Raw genomic sequence first — 21,010 nt, forward strand, 5'->3', positions numbered from 1 at the left:
TCAGGCGGCCAGGCAGACCGGGCCCGAGTGCCCAGAGCCGGCACTCGGTGCCGACAGGCGATCAGCCACCCGCCGAGTCAGATCCACCACAGACAGCTCCAAGGCACCGGCGAGGGCGGCGATGATCTCGGAGGACGCCTCCTTCTTGCCGCGCTCCAGCTCCGACAGGTACTGCGTGGACACCCCGGCGTTGCTCGCGACGTCGGCCAGCCGCTCGCCGCGTCGGTGCCGCTCGGCCCGCAGCTGCGCTCCGAGACCGGTGCGCCACAACGGCTCCGGCCCGAGCGGTGCGGAAGGGACGGGTCCTCGCAGCGGTATTACTGTGCCCATCGGCCTACCGTAGCCGGGCTCACATCAGCGGGAACCCTCCTGTCTACGCCCAGAGCGGACACCGACCCCTGAGACGCAGCCGCACCCGCGCTCCCGGCCTAGGGCGGTCGTGTGATCGTGGCGCTTCCGACGAATCACTCACGGACCGGGGTGGCACCGACCACCCACCGAGGCAGGTCACTCGTCACACGACGATCGGCGACCGGGCGGATGCAATCCACTCCTCGGCGAGCAGGGCGTAGCCGTAAGCGTCGAGCCACTGCCCGTTGCGGTGCAGCGACTCACGGACGGTGTGCTGCTCATGTCGAAGTTGCAGGCGTTCCATCAGCCGCCAGGAGGCGGTGTTGTCGGCGAAGCAGCTGGCGGTGACCCGGCGCAGCGAGAGGTCTGCGAAGCAGACTCGGAGTAGCTCGCCGACTGCTTCGGTGGCGTAGCCGCTGCCGTGGTGGGCGGGGTCAAGGCACCATCCGAGCTCGGCCTGCACCCCAAGTGCTTGGTCTTGGACGTCGGACTGGGCCCAGGCGTCCTGGACAGCCCACTGCCGCCCCGACAACCCGGAGCATTCTTCACGAGCCTCCGAGCTTGTCACGTGCCCATCGTGACAAGCTGCCTCGTGCGGGCGTGCCGGTAGACGAACGCTGACCGAGCAGGACGGGCCGTAAACTTCTGGGGTGGCCACGTTCCTCACCTACAAGCGTTGGCGTCTGCGCGCCGGCGTGGACGTGCAGGCAGTGATCGACATGGTCCGCGATCGGATCGTGCCTTACTACGAGGCGCTGGATCCGACCGTTCGGCTGGGTTTGGAGAAGATCGACGGCTCTCCCGCGGTTTTGGCCACCCAGCGCTGGCCCGATCGCGAACGTCGAGACCGGACAATTGGTGGAGCCAGCTTCCAAGCATGGCTTGATGCATATGGCCCGCTGCTCGACGACTGGGATCGATTGGTCGAGTTCGAGGCGGGATGGGAATCGAACGAATTGATCTGAGCGGTCCAAAGGCCAACGCCACAAACTGTCATCGGTACGCAGGTGGCTGCACATCTGGCTGTCGAGAGCCCGAAAGTCATTCCTCTTTAGGCAGTTTCGTCCTGGTCATGTCGTTCGGTATAGACGAGTCAAGCCTAGCTGCGGCACGGCGCAATCATTGGGTGGATGCCGACTGCGTCTCCACCGCTCGCTGGCAGTTCCGGCGGGCGTGGTGACCGACCCGGACTCCGCGCCGAGGTGTCCTGGCCGGCACGGCACACGGTGTTGTTGTCGAACTCCGTCGGCTCGGGTCCGAATGGGACCTTGGGTGGGAATCGACCGGCATGGACGTGACACGATACTTCGTGTGAAGGAGCTCGACGATCGCTTTGTGATCACCGCTGGAGGTTGGGATCCGCGGTATGCCGTTACGCTCGCAGTCGCCTGGCATCAAGGCGTGGGCGCCGCGCTCATCGATACGAACGGCGACGAGGCGGATGTCGACCTAGACCTCTACGACCTGGACGCCGATGGCGTTTGGCAGGCCGGCAGTTCGGTTGGCGTAGGCGAGTCAGGCGGCTTTTTGTCGAACCGGATCGCGGTCTGCTCAGGACGCACCGAGCCCGGGTCAGTCGTTGACATCGAGTATTCGGGGCAATGCCATTCCGTCCGCGCATCAGCGACGGGGTGGTGGCTGTTCGTGACGGTGGCGGCCCCCAATTCGGATGCATTCCCCACCGTCGTCCGTACCCGACCGGGAACGCTGTGAAGTCGGAGCGCGGTCATCGAAGTATGTATTTCGGCTGAGAGTGTGGGGGCGCTCGACTTCGAACGTAGCCCGAGGCTGCGCCTCATGCCGCGCGCTTTCGAGATGCGCGCCAACGTCAGCGCCTGCGACGCCTTCACGTCGCACTCGACGAGCAGTTGGGCCGCGAAATGCTGACCGTCGATGGGCGGTTGGCCAATGCAAGAGGCCCGCGCTGCTCGATGCGAGTCTTGCGCTGAAACCGCAAAACCCAACCGGAGCGGCGATTGTGGATCGCTGACCGGGTTGAATAATCTGCGGTCGACTGCCAGCGCGCCGGGCCCTCCTACCCACCGCGCAACGACAGATATTCACCGTCGCACCGGATGACGATCGTCTACCGAGAAGTAGACCACGGGGCCGGCGGTGTCATCTGGGTATGCCAGGCTGCTCCTGTGATCGACGACTTCGCCAAAGCCCACCTGCACGAGCATCTGCGCTGGGTACGCGAGGCGCTGGTGTGGAAACTGGAAGGCCTGCCCGAATACGACATCCGCCGTCCCCTGACGATGACCGGGACGAACCTTCTCGGCCTGATCAAGCACAACGCCATCTCCGACTCCCGATACTTCGGCGAAGTGTTCGACCGTCCGTTCGCCGAACCCCTCCCCCGATGGGATGACAAGAGCACGGCAGGCTCCGATCACTGGGCCAGACAGGACGAGACGCGCGCCGACATCCTCGGCCTGTACCGACGGGTGTGGGATCACGTCGATGCCACGATCAACGCACTGGAGATCGACAGTCCTGGATTCGTGCCCTGGTGGAACGAGGACGTCCGGTTGTTCAGCGTCATGGTCCACCGGCTATCGGACACCACTCGGCACGCCGGACACGCCGACATCCTGCGTGAACAGCTGGACGGCTCCGTCGGAGTCGACCCCTCGAACCGGCCGCTCCATGGCCGTGACTCGCAGTTCTGGACCGCCCGCACCGTTGAGCTGGAACGGATTGCCGCAGCGACGGCGCAGCCACACACCTTGCCCAACGCCGGTCAGCGAACCTGAACAGGGGATACTCCGACGGGCACGTCATTTGATGGCAGTGGGGCCAGGGCGGAGCTAGATAGTGGGCCGTCCAACGGCGAACTCGGCGGAGATCTGCACGACGGTTCGGCTTCGCCTGCCGTTGGCGTCGACTTGGTCATAGATCCTCCGGGCCAGTCAATCCTGCACGCCGGCGTAGCAACGCTTGAGCTTGCCACCCCCACCCACGTACGCAACATCGACACCATCGGGCAAGCACCCCAAGCGGTCGGCTGGTGATTCCTGCGGAGGTTCGCGCGGCTCTAGGGCTGGCCCCTGGCGATTAGCTGCATCTTCATGTCACTGGATCCCGGCTGACGTTGGTACGGCCACAAGACGCAGTCAACGAGCTCCGCGCATTGGCAAAGGACGTTCTGAAGTCGCGGTCGTTGGTCGACGAACTACTCGCCGAGCGCCGACTCGCAGCCTCTGCGGAATGACGGTGCTTGATCCCTCGGCCCTCCTCGCGCTGATCCATGACGAGCCAGCGAGCGCAGTCGTGGCATCGCGCATCTCCGGGGCCGTACTGGGCACCGTGAATTTGGCCGAACTTGTCGGCAAGCTCGTGGATGCTGATATCGACGTAGCTCGTTTGCGGGAATTGCTGGCCGCGGCCGGGGTGACTATCGAATCCCTCAGCGCCGCTGACGCCGGACTCGCGGGCGCGATGCGATCACTGCCGGGTGGCCTATCGCTGTCGATCGGCGACCGCTGCTGCCTCGCACTGACCGTCCGGACTGACCCTGCCGAAGTCCTGACTGCCGACCGGGCGTGGGCCGATCTCGACCTTCCGATCCAGGTTCACCTGATCCGTTAGCCGATCGCGTTCCGGTCACCGTTCCGCTTGCGGTGCCACGATGAGCAAAGAGGATGCGCTTCAGGTGGAGGCAAGACCGCCTTGGTCGACTGAAGGCGTTTTCAAGTCAGCGCGCCGTCGTCCAGTGTGGTCCTTCACCCTCGGCTGACCCCAGAATGACGGCCGCTGGCGGACGCGGAGCGGAACACAGCCCCCTTTCGTCCCGGAGCGAGCTGGCACTCTGGTTTCACTTGTGGCTACACTGACCACATGAAAGTAGCTACATCCAGTGGGTCGGCCCCGGTTGGCGTACGTGACCTGAAGAATCACCTCAGTGCCTACCTCGACCTGGTCAAGAGCGGGCAGGAGATCCTGGTGACCGAACATGGACGGCCGATCGCGAGGTTGAGTCCTGTGACTGCGGACATCGATCGGATGGTTGCTCTGGTGGAAGCCGGCATAGTCCAACCGCCACTGTCAGCACAACGCGGGCTCCCCACTGAGCGGATCAAGCTGGTGGGAACGAGTTCTCTGGACGACGATGTCGCTGCGCAGCGCGGATGATCGCGTACTTCGACACGTCGATGCTGGTCAAGCTCCTCGTCGACGACGAGGCGTACAGAGCAGACGCGGAACGGATCTGGCTCGAGGCAGATCACCTTGTGTGCGCGGAAGTCGGCTATGTCGAAGCGCGAGCAGCTCTGGCCGCCGCCCGGCGCGGTGGGCGTCTTGACGATGCCGACATGCGAGTTGCCAAGGAGCAGTTCGAGGCGCTCTGGGAACAGGTCAACGTCGTCGCGGTGGATACAGTGCTGGTGAGGGCGGCCGGAGATATAGCCGAACTCGACGGGCTCCGTGGATACGAAGCCGTACATTTGGCAGCTGCCGTGGCGGTGCGGGCCACTGTTGTGGCAAGCGCCGACCGGCAATTGATCGGAGCCGCCAGAAACCGGGGATTCGGCGTAGCCCAACCGCGGTAGCTCACCCCCGACGACGCCCGTCGCTGATGCCCGGTCATCGATCGCTGACCGGTCGCCGGTTCCGCACTTGGACGCACCGCCGTACTCTGGCCGGACCTGGGAGCTTGCGGCGTCGCCAGCCGTCAGTGGTTGCCGCGATATGCCTCACGACGATGTGCAACGTCCAAACAGTGACGGTTCGCTGCGTGTCATCGATCCGGTAGATGACGCGATAGGTCCCACGCCGGGCGCTGTGACGGTCGGCCAACGGTGGTCTGAGTCGTCTGCCGATGCGTTGAGGGCTGTCGAGAAGCGGCCCCCCGATGAGCTCGTACGTCGCGAACGCCGCCGCCTCGGGCAGGCGGTCGGCAAGCTGACGCCGAGCAGTGGGCGTGATGACCAGCAAATAGCGACCGGCAGCTTGCGTCACACAGAGCGCCTGCGCGGATCCGCCATCGCCTGGGCGAGATGAGCCTCGGATTCGGCTTCGCCGCGTGACAGCTCCGCATCAGAGGATGCCAGCCGCTGGTCGTGCCCGGATCGGAAAGGATCGCCATGGGAGCCCGCCCTCGACAGCGCAGCGCAGGTCCTTGCGTTGCTGAACGGGCACTGACATACCAAGGCGAGAAGTTGTAGGTCCTCACCCGTGCTCGCGGCCGGTTCGAGCTTGTGGTGCCCGTCGAGCACGAAGTGCGTCAGTGCCCAATGCTCGTAGTGGTCGCCGCTCAGGTCGTTGACTGCGGGCCAAGGTGGCACCGATGCGGACACGAACCCGGTCATGGAGATCTTCGGTTCAGCGGACCGGCCCCGGCGCTGGTCAGCTGTGTCCCCGCACGACACCGCCAAGGTGCAGGACGTCCTCAGGACTGTTGCTTGTCCAGACGCGGCCGGCCGCGTTCTCCTGCCCGAGCGGCGTCGTGGAGACGACTGCTGCCACGGCCTGGGCAGGGCCGACGTCCGCTCAAAAGGGCGGGACCAGGCTGGCGCCGGCGCGCGGCAGGCTCCTCGCACCCCTCACGGACCGGAAGCCGACCGGAAGCCGACCCAGAGCCGACACCGCGACACCCCGACACCGCGACACCCCGACCCCGAAGGTGCCGACAAGTGGCATTCCGACGACCCGGGGAGGCAAGATCAGCGCAGCAGCAGCGACGAGGAGGAGAGTCGATGGGTCCGCACGAACGCTGGACCGCCCTGCTCGACATCCTCGGGCGGGACGGCCGTCTCGACGTCGCGCTGGCCGCGAACGAGCTGGAGGTGTCCGCCGCGACCATCCGGCGCGATCTGGATCACCTGGCCGGTCAGCAACTGCTGAGCCGGACCAGAGGCGGCGCGGCGCCGGCCAGCGTCGCCTACGACCTGCCTCTGCGGTACAAGACCGGTCGGCATACCGAGGAGAAGTTCCGGATCGGCGCGGCCGCCGCCGCGCTGATCCGGCCCGGCTCCGTGGTCGCCGTGAACGGCGGTACCACGACGTCCGAGGTGGCCAGAGCATTGGTCACGGTGCCGGCCCAGCAGGACTTCGACGGGCTGGGTGACAATCCGACGTTCACCGTCGTCACCAACGCGCTGAACATCGCGAACGATCTCGCGGTGCGCCGCAACGTCAAACTGGTCGTCACCGGAGGGGTGGCCCGGCCCAGCTCCTACGAACTGATCGGCCCGCTCGCCGAACCGGCTCTGGAGCGACTGCACCTGGACTACGTCGTGCTCGGCGTCGACGGCTTCGAACTCAGGACGGGCGCCACCGCGCACCACGAAGGCGAGGCCGCCGTCAATGCACTGATGGTCAACCAGGCGACCACCGTGGTGGTGGTGGCCGACTCGTCCAAGCTGGGACATCGGTCCTTCGCGCGGATCTGTCCGACCTCGGCGGTGGACATCCTGATCACCGACACCAACGCCGATCCAGACCTGGTGGCCGCGTTCGTCGACGCCGACGTCCGCGTCATCCAGGCCTGATCGTGGCCGACGCCCTGGTCCGGCCGGCCTCGCCGGAGGACGCCCCCACGCTGGCCCGTCTGCAGCTCGGTGTCTGGCAGCAGGCCTACTCCGACCTCCTGCCGGCCTCGGCGCTGCTGGCCGATCCGGGCCGGCAGGCCGAGGTGTGGACGGCCCGGATCGCAGCCGGTGGCCTCGTGCTGATCGCGTACGAGGGGGCCGAGCCGGTCGGGCTGGCCGCTACCGAAGACGAGTACGACGGCGAAGGGCGCGGTCAGCTGGAGCTGCTCCACGTGCTGCCGCGATGGTCGCGCCGTGGGCACGGTGGCCGATTGCTGGGTGCGGCGGCGGGCCACCTGCGCGGCCGGGGCGCGACCCGCGGGACGTGGTGGGCGCCGGAGGTCGACGAGAGCGTCCAGCAGTTCCTGCTCGGCGTGAGCTGGGCCCAGGACGGCGCCCGTCGGGTCCTCGACACCGGCGAGGGTACGTTCGCCGAGATCCGCTACGCGGGAAACCTCGATCTCCTGCTGGTCTGAGCGTCGCCGACCCGACCCGGACCGGTATCACCGCTTTGCTGGTGCACCGTTCAGGGACCGGCGAGCTCGATCGCGGTCCGCATGGCCGACCGGGCCCGCTTCCGGTCGCCGGCCAGGTTGTAGGCGTAGCCGAGCTGGTACCACAGCCGCCAGTTGCGGTCGTCGGCCTCGACCCTGGTCCTGATCGTCTCGAAGTACTCGTCGGCCGCGGCGCGCTCGATGCGGCCGGAGGGCCGGCGGGCCAGTTCCGAATCGTCGGGCAGGTCGCCGGTCTCGGCCAGCTTGCGGGCCAGTCTGGCCGTCGCGGCACCGAAACGAAGCTCGAAGACCACCAGCACGATGCCGACGACCGGCAGCAGGAGCACTCCGATCCCCAGGCCGACGCCCACCACGGTGCCCAGCTCTAGCAGGTAGACGCCCCGCTGACCCAGCAGCCAGAAGTACGCCACCAGCGCCACCGTCAGCACGGCGACGGTCACCCGTGCCTTCACCGCATTCAGTCCAGACCGAGCAGCTGCTCGAGACCCAACGTCAGACCCGGGCGGGCTGCGATCCCACGCACCGCGGTCAGCACTCCGGGCATGAAGGACGATCGGTGCAGCGAGTCGTGACGGATGGTCAGGGTCTCGCCGGTGCTGCCGAGCATGACCTCCTGGTGGGCCACCAGCCCAGGCATGCGCACAGAGTGCACGTGGATCCCGTCGACCTGGTTGCCACGAGCGCCGGGCGCCTCGATCGTCGTGGCGTCCGGGACCGGGCCGAGCCCGGCGGCGGCACGCGCCGCCCCGATCCCCCGCGCCGTTGCGATGGCCGTGCCCGACGGTGCGTCGATCTTGCCCGCGTGGTGACGTTCGATGATCTCGGCGGATTCGAAGAAGCGCGCCGCCTGACGGGCGAACCTAGCCGTCAGCACGGCGCCGATGGCGAAGTTGGGGACGACCATCACGCCGATCTCCGGCTTGGGCGCCAGCCAGTGCCGGATCTGCTCGGCCTGCTCGTCACCGATCCCGGACGTGCCGACCACGGCGTGGATGTTCTGGTCGACCAGGAACCGGATGTGCTCCATCACGACGTCGGGATGGGTGAAGTCGACGACCACCTGGCTACCCGCGTCGGACAGCGAGAACAACCACTCCCGACCGCCGACCGCCGCCACCAGATCCATGTCCTCCGCGGCGTCGACCGCCTGGCAGACCTCCGAACCCATTCGCCCACGGGCCCCGATCACCCCGACCCGCAGCACCTCGTCCGACCGCACCTCATCCGACCGCACCTCATCCGACATGGCGACGCCCTCCTGTTTGGACCATCGAGGTCAATTCCACCGGCAGATCCGCCTCGGCAGCGTACGGCCCGACCACGGCCGCCGTCAGCGGGCCGGTCAGCAGCCGGGCCGCGAGGTCGGCCACCTGCTCCGCGGTGACCGCGGCAATCGCATCCAGCTCATCGGAGACCGAGCGATAGGCGTTGCGTACCAGAAGATTCTTGCCGATCCGGCTCATCTTCGACTCGGTGTCCTCCAACCCGAGGATCAGGCCGCCGGCGAGCTGGCCGTGCACCCGGGCGAGTTCCACCGTCTCCAGTCCGTGCTGCGCGACCTGTGCGAGCTCGGTCTCGATCAACGAGGCCACCGTGCCCAGGTTCTCGGGCTGGCAACCGGCATAGACCGAGAACGCGCCGACGTCGGCGTAACCGGAGGTCGAGGCGTAGCAGGAGTAGGCCAGGCCGTGATCCTCCCGGATCGTGCGGAACAACCGGGAGCTCATCCCGCCCCCCAGCGCGGCGGCCAGCACCGACAGGGCGTAGCGACCAGGATCGGACCGCCCGGGGGCCGGCACGCCGATCGACAGGTGCGCCTGCTCGATGTCGCGCTCGACGACCAGCACACCCGGCATCGCCCGCACGGTCCCACCTCCGACCCGGGGGGCGGCCGGGACCGCGTCCGTGCCCAGCCGCGACCCGAAAGCTCGGCGGACCCATTTCACGACGTCCTGGTGATCGACGCCGCCGGCGACCGAGACGACCATCTTCTCCGGGGCATATCGGCGCTTGTAGTAGCCGGCGATCTGCGTCCTGGTCATCTCGGTGATGGTCTGCTCCGTGCCGATCACCGGCGCCGACACCGGATGGCCGGCGAAGACCGCCGCCGCGAAGGCGTCCCCGAGGGTGTCCTCCGGGTCGTCGTCACGCATCGAGATCTCTTCCAGGATGACCTGGCGCTCGACGTCGACGTCTGCGGAGGTGATGACGGCATCGAGCACCACGTCGCAGACGATGTCGACGGCGAGTTCGGCCGAGGTGGCCAGCACGTGGGAGTAGTAGCAGGTGTACTCGTGCGAGGTGAAGGCATTGAGCTCGCCGCCGACGGCGTCGATCGCGGAAGCGATCTCGTGTCCCGTCCGATGGCTGGTGCCCTTGAACAACAGGTGCTCGAGGTAGTGAGAGGCGCCGGCCAGCTTCGGGGTCTCGTCGACAGCGCCGACACCCACCCAGATGCCGACCGAGGCGCTCCGTGCGGTCGGCACGCTCTCGGTGATCACCCGCAAACCTCCGGGGATCACCGAGAGCGTCACCGCAGAACCGTCAGCGCCCCGTTCCAGGACAGTGGTACGGGTACGCGCAGCCATCGGTCGGTCGCGCTCAGACCGACACGGACTCAGCCGGCTCGGATCCGGCCTCTGCCACCACCGGGATCAGCGAGATCTTTCCGCGGGCGTCGATCTCGGCGATCTCGACCTGCAGCTTGTCGCCGACGTTCGCGACGTCCTCGACCTTGTTGATCCGCTTGCCGTTGCCCAGCTTGGAGATGTGCACCAGGCCGTCGCGGCCCGGCAGCAACGAGACGAACGCACCGAAGGCGGTGGTCTTCACCACGGTGCCCAGGAAGCGCTCGCCGACCTTCGGCAGCTGCGGGTTCGCGATCGAGTTGATGATCGCGATCGCGGCTTCCGCAGCTTCGCCGGAGGCGGCCGACACGTAGATCGTGCCGTCGTCCTCGATGGCAATCTCCGCACCGGTCTGCTCGGTGATGGAGTTGATCATCTTGCCCTTCGGCCCGATGACCTCGCCGATCTTGTCGACCGGGACCTTGATGGTGGTGATCCGCGGCGCGTTGTCGCTCATCTCGTCGGGAGCGTCGATCGCCTCGTTCATCACCTCGAGGATGGTCAGCCGGGCGTCGCGGGCCTGCTGCAGGGCGGCCGCGAGGACGTCGGAGGGGATGCCGTCGAGCTTGGTGTCCAACTGCAGCGCGGTGACGAAGGTCTTGGTGCCGGCGACCTTGAAGTCCATGTCGCCGAACGCGTCCTCGGAACCGAGGATGTCCGTCAGCGCCACGTACGTCGTCTTCGGGCCATCAGCTGTGTCAACAACGTCAGACACCAGACCCATGGCGATCCCCGCGACCGGGGCTTTGAGCGGCACCCCGGCGTTGAGCAGCGACATGGTCGAGGCGCAGACCGAACCCATCGAGGTCGAACCGTTGGAGCCCAACGCTTCCGACACCTGGCGGATGGCGTACGGGAACTCGACCTTGGACGGCAGCACCGGCACCAGGGCGCGCTCGGCGAGCGCCCCGTGGCCGATCTCGCGACGCTTCGGCGAACCGACGCGGCCGGTCTCCCCGGTGGAGTACGGCGGGAAGTTGTAGTTGTGCATGTAGCGCTTGCGCGTCTCGGGGGAGAGAGTGTCGAGCTGCTGCTCCATCCGCAGCATGTTCAGCGTGGTGACGCCCAGGATCTGGGTCTCGCCCCGCTCGAAGATCGCACTGCCGTGCACGCGGGGCAGGTAGCCCACCTCGGCGGCCAGGGTCCGGATGTCGGACAGCCCGCGGCCGTCCATCCGGATCTTGTCCGTCAGGACGCGCTGGCGGACCAGCTTCTTGGTGAGGCTGCGGAACGCCTGCCCGATCTCGGAGCCACGGCCGGCGAACTGCTCGCCGAGCGCCGCGACGACATCGGCCTTGACGGCGTCCGTCGCTGCGTCGCGCTCCTGCTTGCCGGTCAGCACCAAGGCGGCGGCCAGCGAAGCGCTTGCTGCGTTTTCGACGGCTTCGTAGACATCGGACTGGTACGGCGGGAAGAGCTTGAACTCCGCGGTCGGCTTGGACGACTGGGCAGCGAGCTCGCTCTGGGCGACGCAGAGGGTCTTCAGGAACGGCTTGGCCGCCTCCAGACCGGCCGCCACGACCTCTTCGGTCGGAGCGGTCGCGCCTCCCGCGATGAGCTCGATGGTGTTCTCGGTGGCTTCGGCCTCGACCATCATGATGGCGACGTCATCGCCCACGACGCGGCCCGCGACGACCATGTCGAAGACGGCCCTGGTCAGCTCGCTGTGCGTCGGGAAGGCGACCCACTGGCCCTCGATCAGCGCGACGCGCACGCCGGCGATCGGGCCGGAGAACGGGAGCCCGGCGATCTGGGTGGACGCGGAGGCTGCGTTGATGGCCAGCACGTCGTAGAGCACGTCGGGGTTCAGCGCCATCACGGTGATGACGACCTGGATCTCGTTGCGAAGGCCGGCGGTGAACGACGGCCGCAGCGGGCGGTCGATCAGGCGGCAGGTCAGGATGGCGTCCTCGGAGGGACGTCCCTCGCGACGGAAGAACGAACCGGGGATGCGGCCCGCGGCGTACATGCGCTCTTCGACGTCGATGGTCAGCGGGAAGAAGTCGAACTGGTCCTTCGGGTGCTTGCCCGCGCTGGTCGCGCTGAGCAGCATGGTGTCCTCGTCGAGGTACGCCGCGACGGCGCCGGCGGCCTGCTGGGCAAGTCGGCCGGTCTCGAAGCGGATGGTGCGGGTGCCGAAAGCGCCGTTGTCGATGACAGCGGTTGCGCTTATGGCGGTGGGGTCGGACATGTGTCTCCTCTTTGGTGAACCCCGGCCTCGTAGACCGGGGAATCGGTGCTCCGCGCACGGACATCGGTGCCCGTTCGCGGTGCCACCCCTGCCGTTGCCGTCCCCGTGCACTCTGTGCGGTGCCGGCCGTCGATCGAAGCCAACGGACCTCGCTGCGGGAAGCAGGTGTTCCGGTGGCCACTACCGAGGACCGGTGAGTGGTCGGGAGACGACGCCGATGGGCGGCGGGTAGTACTCAGGGGAGCGCCCGTGTGGGCACTCCCCTGACGTGTGACGACTAGCGGCGCAGTCCCAGCCGTTCGATCAACGAACGGTAGCGGGCGATGTCGATGTTCTGCAGGTACCGCAGCAGTCGACGGCGCTTTCCCACCAGGCCGAGGAGGCCGCGGCGGGTGTGGTGGTCGTGCTTGTGCTCCTTGAGGTGTTCGGTGAGATCCGAGATCCTCTTCGTGAGCATGGCCACCTGGGCCTCGGCCGAGCCGGTGTCGGTCTCGTGCAGGCCGTACTCGGCCAGGATGGTCTTCTTCTGCTCGGTGGTCAAAGCCACTGTGGTGCTCCTCGCGGTGTTCGCATTCGTGCACTGCCCGCACCGGACGCGATTCGCCGGGGGGATGACGGTACCGGCCGCCACGAATTGAGGCCGGACCCAACATGTGAGATTACCAGGTCCGCCTGCGACTCCGTTACGGGATGAAATGTCCCAGCGCCAGGATCACCGCGGGGGTCAGGAACGTGTACAGCGCGGTGAAGACGAGCATCGCGCCCAGGATCTTGCCGGAGAGCTTCCCGTAGACCGTCAGGGTGACCGATCCGAAGACGATCAGCCAGACGACCAGGATCGAGCGGAACATCCATCCGCCGGCGAAGAACTGCCACCAGAACAGTGGGACCACCGCGACCGCGGCGGAGAGGTTGGCGACCGGACGGAGGTCCAGGCCCTTCACGAGGCTGGTTCCGAGCAGGGTGAAGAAGGCTCCGTAGAACATCACCAGCCCCGCGAGCACCTCGGAAAGAGCACCGAGAGGAGCGGGTTGGACGGCCATGATGTAGGCGGCCTGGACGATGTCCACGATGCCGGCGATCAGCGCGATCCAGCCGACCGTGGTCATCGGGTTCGATGCGCCCTCCTCCTCGGAGGGCTTGGCCCCGATCCCCAGGAACGCGAGACCGATGACCCAGACGGCGAGACCCGTGGTGACGAAGACGATGGAGATGGGTGGCATGTAACATCCTTCGGTGAGCGGCCCCGATGACGAGCCCGGTTGATTGGTGTTCCAGGGGTGTGCTCATGTGGCCGGCCGCTTGTCCAGAAGCACCGCCACCGATGGGCTGGCAGAGTTGCTCTGCCAGCCCATCCGGGCACATCGATTCGCGTTGGTGCAGGCGGCGTCTCGCGTTCCAGACGATGCGTCGCCGTCGTCCCGAGATCTGTGTCGGGAGGCAGTCGTCGAGGGAATCCTGTTGCGGCCGTTCCTTTCCGGGCGATTCGGTGTTTCAGAGGGGACCCGTCTTCCCGGGCGAACCGGTCGACAGGTGGGATGAAGCGGGCCAGACTCCGTGAGGCACACCCTCGAGCCCCGGAGATCTGCCGGCCCCTGTAGTCAAAGGCCCGGACATTTCAGTTTGGTCACGTCAGGAACAACTCTGTGTTGCGGGCGTGAGCTGCGATGATCAGGCCGAGCTGACGCTGACGGGCCAGCACGACATCACGGAGATCGGGGGCCGCCTCCTCGTCCCAGTTCGCGATCACTGCGTAGGCGATGTTCGCGGCCGGGCCCGAGAGCACCCCGACGTCCGCACGGACGCCGCGGTCGGTCCCGGTCTTGTTGACCAGCCGCAACCCGCGATCGGGATCCAGGTGGGCCAGTGGGTCCAGCCCCCAGCCCGCCGCCACCTGCGAGAGATCCAGGCCCTTGCTCAGCCAGGCGTGCACCCGGGTGGTGACGCCACCCCCCGACCGTGCACCCCGGTGCAGCCCGGACATCAGATGGGCCAACTCGGCCGCGGTGCCGCTGGACAGCGTGGCGGGGTCCGCCGGACCCCGGACGTCCCGCACCCTGTCATGCAGCGCGGTCCGCACCATCCCCCGTCGTGACGCGGTGCGCGCCACCCCGGAAAGTCCGACCCGACGGAGCAGCACGTTCGTGGCCAGGTTGTCGCTGGCCATGCCGACCAGTTCGCACAGATCCTGGACGGCCAATCCCTCGGTCGACAGGTACTGCCAGATGCCGGAGTCGGCCACGGCGTCCTCGGGGAGCCGGGTCAGCAGTTCGCCGTGTTCGATTTCGCCGCGCGCCAGCAGTTCGGCGACCCGGAACAGCAACAGCACCTTCCCGACGCTCGCCGTCCGCCGCACCTCGTCGGCCGACTCCTCGTGGATCACCGCGTCGGTGTCGGCATCACGCAGGCTGATCGACCACCCGACGCCGCTCACGAACCAGGGCGCCTCATGAACTGCTGCGCCCGAGGATCTCCCTGGTCTGTTCCACGTCGACCCCGATCTGCTCGATCAGCTCCGCCACCGAGTCGTACCTGACCATCCCGCGCAACCGCTCGACGAAATCCAGCGCGACCCGGCGGCCGTAGAAATTGGCTCCCTCGTCGAGCACGAACGCCTCGACGGTGCGCACCCGCCCCGAGAAGGTGGGATTCGAGCCGATCGAGATGGCCGCCGGAGATCGTCTGTCACCCAGGACGAACCAGCCTGCATAGACACCATCACCCGGAATCGCACCGTGCGGGACCACGTCGAGGTTCGCCGTCGGGTAGCCGAGTTCGCTACCGCCGCGGCCGTCGCCGTGCACCACGACGCCCTCGACCCGGTGCGGACGACCCAGCGCTTCCGCGGCCGCGTGCACATCACCGGCGTCCACCGTCGCCCGGACCAGCGTGGAGGTGACCGTCAGACTGTCCTTGCTGATCAGCGGGACGCCCTGGGCGGTGAACCCGAACTTCACCCCGAGACTTCGCAGCAGCTCGACGTCACCGGCACCGCGGTGGCCGAAACGGAAGTTCTCCCCCACCACCACGCTCGCCACGTGGAGCTTCTCGACGAACACGTCGTGGACGAAGGTCTCGGGTTCGGTGGCGGCCATCGCCGGGGTGAAGGGCAGCACCACGAACACGTCGACGCCCAGCTCGGCGGCCAGTTCGGCCTTCCGGCGCAAAGTGATCAGCTCGGCCGGATGACTCCCCGGCCTTACCACCTCCGCGGGATGGGGGTCGAAGGTCATCATCACGGCGGGCAGGCCGATCTCGGCCGCTCTGGTGACCGCGGCGTGCACCAGTTCCTGGTGGCCACGGTGCAGCCCGTCGAAGACCCCGACGGTCAGGACGCATCGTCCCCACCCGGGCGGAATCGCATCCAGACCTCGCCATCGCTCCATGGCTCCAGTATGCCGCGGGCCCCGGCGGTCGTCCGCCCGGTTCCGGCCGGTGCGGCGCGACGTCTGCGATCAGCCGGCCGGATCCCAGACCAGGCGGGGCCTGGCCATCCCGTCCGACTCCTCGACCAGCGCCAGCAGCGCGCGGTCGTTGAAGACGCCGTAGACGCCGTCGAGTCCGGCCGCCGGAACCGGCCGGCCGTAGCGCAGATCCCTGGCCAGGCTGTCGTCGATCTCCCTGGTGGCGAAGGCGGCCCGCACCGCGTCCGCCGCCGGGACGACGGCGGCCGCCACGGCTGCTGAGAAGTCGGCGGTGACGTCCACCCGCTGCTCACCGCGGACGGGTACCCCCTCCGGGCCGTAGACGTCGATGGCGTCGCGGATCACGAACGGCCCGACGGTGGTCCGGCGGAGGGCGGTGAGATGGCCGCCGATTCCCAGCGCGTGCCCGAGATCTCTGGCCAGCGAGCGGATGTAGGTGCCGGTGGTGCACTCGACCAGCACATCGAGGTCGATCACGCCGTCGGCACGGCGGATCGGGCCCAGCACGTCGAAGCGTGCGACGGTGACCGGCCTCGCGGCCAACTCGACCGTCTCGCCGGCGCGGACCAGGTCGTACGCCCGCCGGCCGTCGACCTTGATCGCGGATACCGAACTGGGGACCTGCAGAATCGGTCCCGTCAACGCCAGGACCTCCCGGTGGATGTCCGGATCGGCCACGTCGGCGACCACCTCGGGCACCGCACCCGCGGTGATCTCGCCCTCGGCGTCGTCGGTGGTGCTCGACCGGCCGAGACGGATGGTGGCCAGGTAGGTCTTGTCGGTGAGGGCCAGGTGACCCAGGAGCTTGGTGGACCGTTCGACGGCCACCACCAGCAGGCCGGTGGCCATCGGGTCCAGGGTGCCCGCGTGCCCGACCCGGCGGGTGCCCAGCACCCGACGGAGCCGGCCGACCACGTCGTGCGAGGTGCAACCGGCCGGCTTGTCCACCAGCAGCAGGCCGCCGCCGGGCGGGAGATCAGGACCGGTCATCGGTGCTGGTCCCTGCGGCGGACGGATGATCCGGGCCGGCGGCGGCGGCCGCAGCGGCAGTCGCGGCCACCGCCGCCAGTTCGGCCTCGTCGACCAGCTCCCACCGGTGCACCCGCAGGTGGACGGGGACGTCCTCGCCGCGAGCGGCTGCCATCAACACCATCGCCCGCGTCCGGAGCCACCAGGTCAGCATGCGCGTCAGGCCGATGGCCGTCAGCACCACCAGGGCGCAGAACGCGAACCGGTAGGCCTCGACATCCCTGGTCGCCGCGTCAGGCTGCGCCAGGTCCAGGATCTGCCCGACGAGGAAGATGCCGATCACCGCGCCGCAGAACCCGCCGATGTTGACCATGCCGGTCGCCGTCGAGATCCGGTGGCGGGGGTTGTAGTCGCGGGCGAGCATGAAGGCGACGGCCGACGTCGGGCCGCTGATCGACAGGACGATCACGACGAGCAGGACCACCGGGAACGGCGGTCTGCCCCCGGGCCAGGCGATCAGCACCAGCCAGCTCAGGATGGCCAGGCAGCAGACGAGGACCGCCATCGGGGTGCGGACCTCCGGCCGGCGGCCGACGATCTGTCCGACGGCGATGTTGGCCAGCACACCACCGAGGACCAGCACCAGCATCAGCGACGACGCCAGCGAGGTGGTGTATCCGAGCCCCTGCGTGAGGTAGGGGAAACCCCAGAGCGTCGCGAAGGTGGTCGGTCCGGCCATGCACGTGAAGTGGACCCAGAATCCCAGGCGTCCGGACGGCAGCCGCCAGGCGCTCTTCACCTCGGTCCAGACCCGCCGCCCGGCCACCGGACCGTGGGCGGCCCGTTCCTCGGCCGCCCGGAAGGGTGCAGCGGTCGCCGGGCGGAGCAGCAGGACTCCGTAGGCGACGGAGATTCCGCCGGCCACGGCGAAGGTGGTCTGCCACCCGAGCCCGTGCAGCAGACCGGTCAGCGGGAGGGTCGCGACGATGTTGCCGATCGACCCCGCCAGCCCCGTGAAGCTGGTCAGCACCGCGTAACGGCGGGCCGGGAACCAACCGGCCACCAACCGCAGCACCGAGATGTAGGTCATGGCGTCGCCGCAGCCGAGCACACCACGGGCCAGCAGCGCCGGCACGTAGCCGCCGACGAAGGCGAAGGCGAGCTGACCAACTCCCATGGTCAGGGTGGCGGCCAGCAGCATGCGGCGGGGACCGAAGCGATCGACCATGATCCCGGTCGGCACCTGCATCAGCGCGTACACGGCCAGCTGCAGCATGACGAACGACGACAGCTGCGCGGCCGTCAGATGCAGCCGCTCCGCCGCGAGCGGCCCGGCCACCCCGAGGGTGCTGCGGTGGAAGACGGCCAGGACGTAGACGCCGGCACCGATCCCCCAGACCAGCCAGGACTTGGCGGGTGCCCGGACCGGGTACGCGGCGACCGCCGACTCGGCGGGTGGGGCGACTTCGACTGACTGCACAACGGGCCTTTCGGGTCTTCGGTCGGTCACTGGTCGGTCGGTCACCGACCCGGTCGTCAGGGATCTGGTCGCCACCGATCCGGTGGTCACCGCTCGCCCGGTCGCCGGTCGGTCGGGTGGGGGTCCGTCGCTCATCTGTCGCTCATCAGGCGGGTGCCACCTAGACCAGCGATCTGGCCGCAGTGGCCAGGTGTTCGATCGTCAGTCGCACGGCGTCGGCGACGTCCTCCCGGGCGATCGCGTCCGCGATCGCCCGGTGATCGGCGATGGTCCTGCGCAGCCGGGCGGAGTCCGCGAAACCACCCTCGGCGAGCAGGTTGGCCGTTCCCATCCGCAGTTGCCGGTCGCGAAGCGAACCGTAGAGGCGGGACAGGATGCTGTTACCGGCCGACGCGACGATCCCGGCGTGGAAGTCGCGGTCGGCCGAGACGTAACCCGTCAGATCACCGGCTGCGGCCGCCTCCCCCAGGTCGGCCAGGGAGCGGGCCAGGGCCGGCGACAACATCGGGGCCCGGCCTGATTCGATGACGACGCGGATGCAGTGCGTCTCCACGAGTTCGCGGGTGGACAACACGTCACGCCACTCCTGGGCGCTGACCGGCAGCACGAGAGCTCCACGCTTGGGGAGCAGCCGCACCATGCCTTCGGACTCCAGCCTGAGCAGAGCCTCGCGCACCGGGGTCCTCGAGACACCCGTCTCGTCGGCGATCCGGCCTTCGGCCAACAGGTCGTTGTCGGCGTGACGTCGAGTCAGGATGCCGGCGCGGACATGCTGGTAGACCCGGTCCGCGGCGGAGGGATGGGCTGTTGCATCCATGATGTATCTATCATGGCCGACGATGGGGACCCGATCAAGTCACCGGCCCGCCGGTGTGTCCGGCGCTACAGCGCCAGCGCAGCCGTCAGCGCTTCGATGGTGGCCGCCGGTGTTCCGCGAAAGCCGAAGCCCGCGGCGCGGACGTGGCCGCCGCCGCCGAGCTCGGTCGCCACCGCAGCCACGTCGACCCCGGAGACGGCGGGCCCGCCGGCATGACCGCCGGGACGCGACCGCAGGGACACCTGCCACTGATCGGGACCGGTCTGCTTGAGCACGGCGGCCACCTGGGCCTGGGCGGCGGTCCGCAGGATGTCGATGACCGAGTCGAGTTCCTCCTGACGCATCCCGGCCGCGGCCTGCTGCGTGATGACCGTCGAGACCAGGCCACGCCCGCCGGCGGCCGACGGGTCGAGCACCGCAGCACCCAGAACGCCCGAGAGCATGTCGAGCCAACAGAACGGGTGCAGGTCGGTGATCGGCCGCATCAGTTCGTCGGGATTGACCCCGGCGTCCAGCAGACGGGCAGCCAGCCGGTGGGCCGAGGCGGACGCGAACCGGAAACCGACGGTGTCGGTGGCCAGGCCGGCGTAGATGTTGGCCGCCATGTCGCGGTCGATCGCGAGCCCGAGCCGGTCGAGGATCGCCGCGACCAGCACGGAGGTCGATTCGACACCGATCTCGACGAGGTGATGGCGGCCGAACCGGGTGTTCGAGGCATGGTGGTCGATCACCAGGCTGTCGGACGCGCTGTCCAACAGGGTCTGCAGCGAACCGAGGCGCTCCCGCGAGTTCACGTCGAGCGTGACCACCAGGTCCGGGTCGGACGGCACCTCCGCGGTGGCGCGGACCAGATGTTGCCCGGGCAGCCCCCGCAGGGATTCCGGCACCGCGGTGGGCTCGGAGAAGGCGACGCACACCTCGGTGCCGGCGGCCTCGAGACCAAGACCCAGCGCGAGTGCGCTGCCCAGGGCATCGGCGTCGGGCGAGATGTGCGCGAGCAGCACCACCGAGGCGGCCGACTCCAGCAACCGGCATGCCGTCGTGAGGTCGCTGGGCTCGCCGAGCTGACTGTCGGACCTCTGGACCGAACGTCGATGAGAGGAAGTGGTAGCCCTGGTCACCGACACCTCCTCCGCTGGATTCCCCTGCTGCACGACCGGGAACGGACGACCGACCCGATGTGCAACGTACCCCGTCAATTCTCGTTGTGGAGGCCCGAGCCGCGGCGGCTGGATACCTCCAACTCTTCGTCACGATCGGTCAACTCATCGTCATCGTCATCGTCGATGTCCGAGTCCTCCTCGGCGGTCCTCGGCACCTTGTAGGGGTCCGCGTCGCCGGCGTACTGCGCCCCGGCGGCCCGCGAGGCGACCTCGGCGTCCGACGCCTTCGCCGCCGCGATGAGATCGTCGATCCGGTGGGCGTTCTCCGGCACGGTGTCGAGCTTGAACGCCAGCGTCGGGGTGAACTTGATCCCCGTCTCCCGGCCGACCGCACTGCGCACGACACCAGTGGCGCTGGCCAGCGCCGCCGCGGTGGACGTCACGTCGTCATCGTTGCCATAGACGGTGTAGAACACCACGGCCTCCCGGAGGTCCGGGGTGACGGTCGCCGCGGTGATGGTGATCATCGCGAGACGCGGGTCCTTGACCCTCAGCTCCAGTTCGGTGGCCACGATGGCAACGATGCGTTTGGCCAGCCTGCGAGCCCTTGCCGAATCGGCCATCGGGCACTCTCCTTCTTAGAAATGACAATCGGCCACTACTCGTCGTCCTGGGCACCGATCACCCGGCGGCGAGCCTCCAGCAGTTCGATCTCGACCTCGCCCGCGACCTGGCGCTCGCAGGAGTCCAGGACCCGCTGCACCTGCGCATGGTCACCGGACACCGTGGCCACCCCGATCAACGCCCGGCGCAGTCGGTCGGTGTCGCCCGCCTCGGTCACCGAGACGTCGAGTCGACGCAGGCGCGCCAGGATCGGGCGGATCACCGCGCGCTTGTACTTCAGGGAATCGACCTGTCCCAGCAGGACATCGAGTTCCAGCACACCCACGTACACGACAGCCCTCCTCCTCTGCTGGGCCCTGGCCGGCGGTACCGGAGTAC

General features: G+C 68.2%; 24 protein-coding genes and 1 pseudogene. 8 read left to right on the plus strand and 17 right to left on the minus strand.

Annotated elements, in window-relative coordinates:
* Both H7F38_RS17780 and H7F38_RS17785 read right to left on the minus strand, forming a co-directional pair.
* Positions 1–330: a helix-turn-helix domain-containing protein gene (locus H7F38_RS17780; RefSeq protein ID WP_187091078.1), complete on the minus strand. Its 330-nt coding sequence runs from the start codon at positions 328–330 to the stop codon at positions 1–3.
* Between the two features lie 184 nt (positions 331–514).
* Positions 515–919, minus strand: a complete 405-nt coding sequence (locus H7F38_RS17785; protein ID WP_222618150.1) for a GNAT family N-acetyltransferase — start codon at positions 917–919, stop codon at positions 515–517.
* Between the two features lie 82 nt (positions 920–1,001).
* Between H7F38_RS17785 and H7F38_RS17790 the strand changes: the two genes are divergently transcribed.
* From H7F38_RS17790 to H7F38_RS17815, 6 genes are all read left to right on the plus strand, one after another.
* Positions 1,002–1,316 (plus strand): hypothetical protein, encoded by a 315-nt coding sequence (locus tag H7F38_RS17790; RefSeq protein WP_187091080.1) that lies wholly within the window; start codon positions 1,002–1,004, stop codon positions 1,314–1,316.
* A gap of 346 nt (positions 1,317–1,662) precedes the next feature.
* The gene (locus H7F38_RS17795; protein WP_187091081.1) at positions 1,663–2,064 is read left to right on the plus strand and encodes a hypothetical protein; all 402 of its coding nucleotides are present in this window, start codon (positions 1,663–1,665) and stop codon (positions 2,062–2,064) included.
* Positions 2,065–2,495: 431 nt separating this feature from the next.
* Positions 2,496–3,107 (plus strand): DinB family protein, encoded by a 612-nt coding sequence (locus H7F38_RS17800; RefSeq protein WP_187094795.1) that lies wholly within the window; start codon positions 2,496–2,498, stop codon positions 3,105–3,107.
* Between the two features lie 454 nt (positions 3,108–3,561).
* A complete protein-coding gene (locus H7F38_RS17805; RefSeq protein WP_187091082.1) occupies positions 3,562–3,942 on the plus strand; it encodes a type II toxin-antitoxin system VapC family toxin in 381 nt (126 codons plus the stop codon).
* Between the two features lie 249 nt (positions 3,943–4,191).
* The gene (locus H7F38_RS17810; RefSeq protein WP_187091083.1) at positions 4,192–4,485 is read left to right on the plus strand and encodes a type II toxin-antitoxin system Phd/YefM family antitoxin; all 294 of its coding nucleotides are present in this window, start codon (positions 4,192–4,194) and stop codon (positions 4,483–4,485) included.
* The gene (locus H7F38_RS17815; RefSeq protein ID WP_187091084.1) at positions 4,482–4,901 is read left to right on the plus strand and encodes a PIN domain-containing protein; all 420 of its coding nucleotides are present in this window, start codon (positions 4,482–4,484) and stop codon (positions 4,899–4,901) included. Before H7F38_RS17810 ends, H7F38_RS17815 begins: the two co-directional genes overlap by 4 nt.
* 405 nt (positions 4,902–5,306) lie before the next feature.
* Here H7F38_RS17815 and H7F38_RS17820 read toward each other — a convergent pair whose 3' ends face one another.
* Entirely contained in the window at positions 5,307–5,660 is a 354-nt protein-coding gene (locus tag H7F38_RS17820; protein ID WP_187091085.1) for a hypothetical protein, read from the minus strand.
* Positions 5,661–6,047: 387 nt separating this feature from the next.
* On the opposite strand from H7F38_RS17820, the gene H7F38_RS17825 reads away from it, so the two are divergent.
* Together H7F38_RS17825 and H7F38_RS17830 are read left to right on the plus strand one after the other, a co-directional pair.
* The gene (locus tag H7F38_RS17825) at positions 6,048–6,842 is read left to right on the plus strand and encodes a DeoR/GlpR family DNA-binding transcription regulator (protein WP_187091086.1); all 795 of its coding nucleotides are present in this window, start codon (positions 6,048–6,050) and stop codon (positions 6,840–6,842) included.
* A 2-nt stretch (positions 6,843–6,844) separates the two neighbouring features.
* On the plus strand, positions 6,845–7,357 hold the full coding sequence (locus H7F38_RS17830) for a GNAT family N-acetyltransferase (RefSeq protein ID WP_187091087.1): 513 nt from the start codon (positions 6,845–6,847) through the stop codon (positions 7,355–7,357).
* Between the two features lie 50 nt (positions 7,358–7,407).
* Here H7F38_RS17830 and H7F38_RS17835 read toward each other — a convergent pair whose 3' ends face one another.
* The 14 genes and pseudogenes from H7F38_RS17835 to H7F38_RS17900 all read right to left on the minus strand — a co-directional run bounded on the left by H7F38_RS17835 (position 7,408) and on the right by H7F38_RS17900 (position 20,963).
* Positions 7,408–7,848 (minus strand): hypothetical protein, encoded by a 441-nt coding sequence (locus H7F38_RS17835; RefSeq protein ID WP_187091088.1) that lies wholly within the window; start codon positions 7,846–7,848, stop codon positions 7,408–7,410.
* Positions 7,849–7,853: 5 nt separating this feature from the next.
* Positions 7,854–8,642 (minus strand): 4-hydroxy-tetrahydrodipicolinate reductase, encoded by a 789-nt coding sequence (dapB, locus tag H7F38_RS17840; RefSeq protein WP_187091089.1) that lies wholly within the window; start codon positions 8,640–8,642, stop codon positions 7,854–7,856.
* Entirely contained in the window at positions 8,632–9,984 is a 1,353-nt protein-coding gene (locus tag H7F38_RS17845) for a pitrilysin family protein (protein ID WP_187091090.1), read from the minus strand. Before H7F38_RS17845 ends, dapB begins: the two co-directional genes overlap by 11 nt.
* A 13-nt stretch (positions 9,985–9,997) precedes the next feature.
* Positions 9,998–12,214 carry a polyribonucleotide nucleotidyltransferase gene (locus H7F38_RS17850; protein WP_187091091.1) on the minus strand — a complete coding sequence of 739 codons (2,217 nt, stop codon included), beginning with the start codon at positions 12,212–12,214 and terminating at the stop codon, positions 9,998–10,000.
* 277 nt (positions 12,215–12,491) lie between these two features.
* Complete coding sequence (gene rpsO, locus H7F38_RS17855) at positions 12,492–12,761, minus strand: 30S ribosomal protein S15 (RefSeq protein ID WP_187091092.1); 270 nt, start codon at positions 12,759–12,761, stop codon at positions 12,492–12,494.
* Between the two features lie 136 nt (positions 12,762–12,897).
* Positions 12,898–13,437, minus strand: a complete 540-nt coding sequence (locus H7F38_RS17860) for a hypothetical protein (protein ID WP_187091093.1) — start codon at positions 13,435–13,437, stop codon at positions 12,898–12,900.
* Positions 13,438–13,841: 404 nt separating this feature from the next.
* Positions 13,842–14,648: a serine hydrolase gene (locus H7F38_RS17865; protein WP_187091094.1), complete on the minus strand. Its 807-nt coding sequence runs from the start codon at positions 14,646–14,648 to the stop codon at positions 13,842–13,844.
* A gap of 13 nt (positions 14,649–14,661) precedes the next feature.
* Positions 14,662–15,600, minus strand: coding sequence for a bifunctional riboflavin kinase/FAD synthetase (locus tag H7F38_RS17870; protein ID WP_187091095.1), 939 nt, complete (start codon positions 15,598–15,600; stop codon positions 14,662–14,664).
* A 69-nt stretch (positions 15,601–15,669) separates the two neighbouring features.
* Positions 15,670–16,629, minus strand: a complete 960-nt coding sequence (gene truB / locus H7F38_RS17875) for a tRNA pseudouridine(55) synthase TruB (protein ID WP_187091096.1) — start codon at positions 16,627–16,629, stop codon at positions 15,670–15,672.
* Entirely contained in the window at positions 16,616–18,088 is a 1,473-nt protein-coding gene (locus H7F38_RS17880) for an MFS transporter (RefSeq protein WP_222618152.1), read from the minus strand. Before H7F38_RS17880 ends, truB begins: the two co-directional genes overlap by 14 nt.
* A gap of 160 nt (positions 18,089–18,248) precedes the next feature.
* Positions 18,249–18,905, minus strand: coding sequence for a GntR family transcriptional regulator (locus tag H7F38_RS17885; protein WP_187091098.1), 657 nt, complete (start codon positions 18,903–18,905; stop codon positions 18,249–18,251).
* A gap of 176 nt (positions 18,906–19,081) precedes the next feature.
* Positions 19,082–20,059, minus strand: a pseudogene (locus tag H7F38_RS17890) (bifunctional oligoribonuclease/PAP phosphatase NrnA); the annotation flags it as partial.
* A gap of 41 nt (positions 20,060–20,100) precedes the next feature.
* A complete protein-coding gene (rbfA, locus tag H7F38_RS17895) occupies positions 20,101–20,631 on the minus strand; it encodes a 30S ribosome-binding factor RbfA (protein ID WP_187091099.1) in 531 nt (176 codons plus the stop codon).
* 35 nt (positions 20,632–20,666) lie between these two features.
* Complete coding sequence (locus H7F38_RS17900; RefSeq protein ID WP_187091100.1) at positions 20,667–20,963, minus strand: DUF503 domain-containing protein; 297 nt, start codon at positions 20,961–20,963, stop codon at positions 20,667–20,669.
* Positions 20,964–21,010 lie beyond the last annotated feature (47 nt).

This window comes from Nakamurella sp. PAMC28650 (assembly GCF_014303395.1).
GTDB lineage: Bacteria > Actinomycetota > Actinomycetes > Mycobacteriales > Nakamurellaceae > Nakamurella.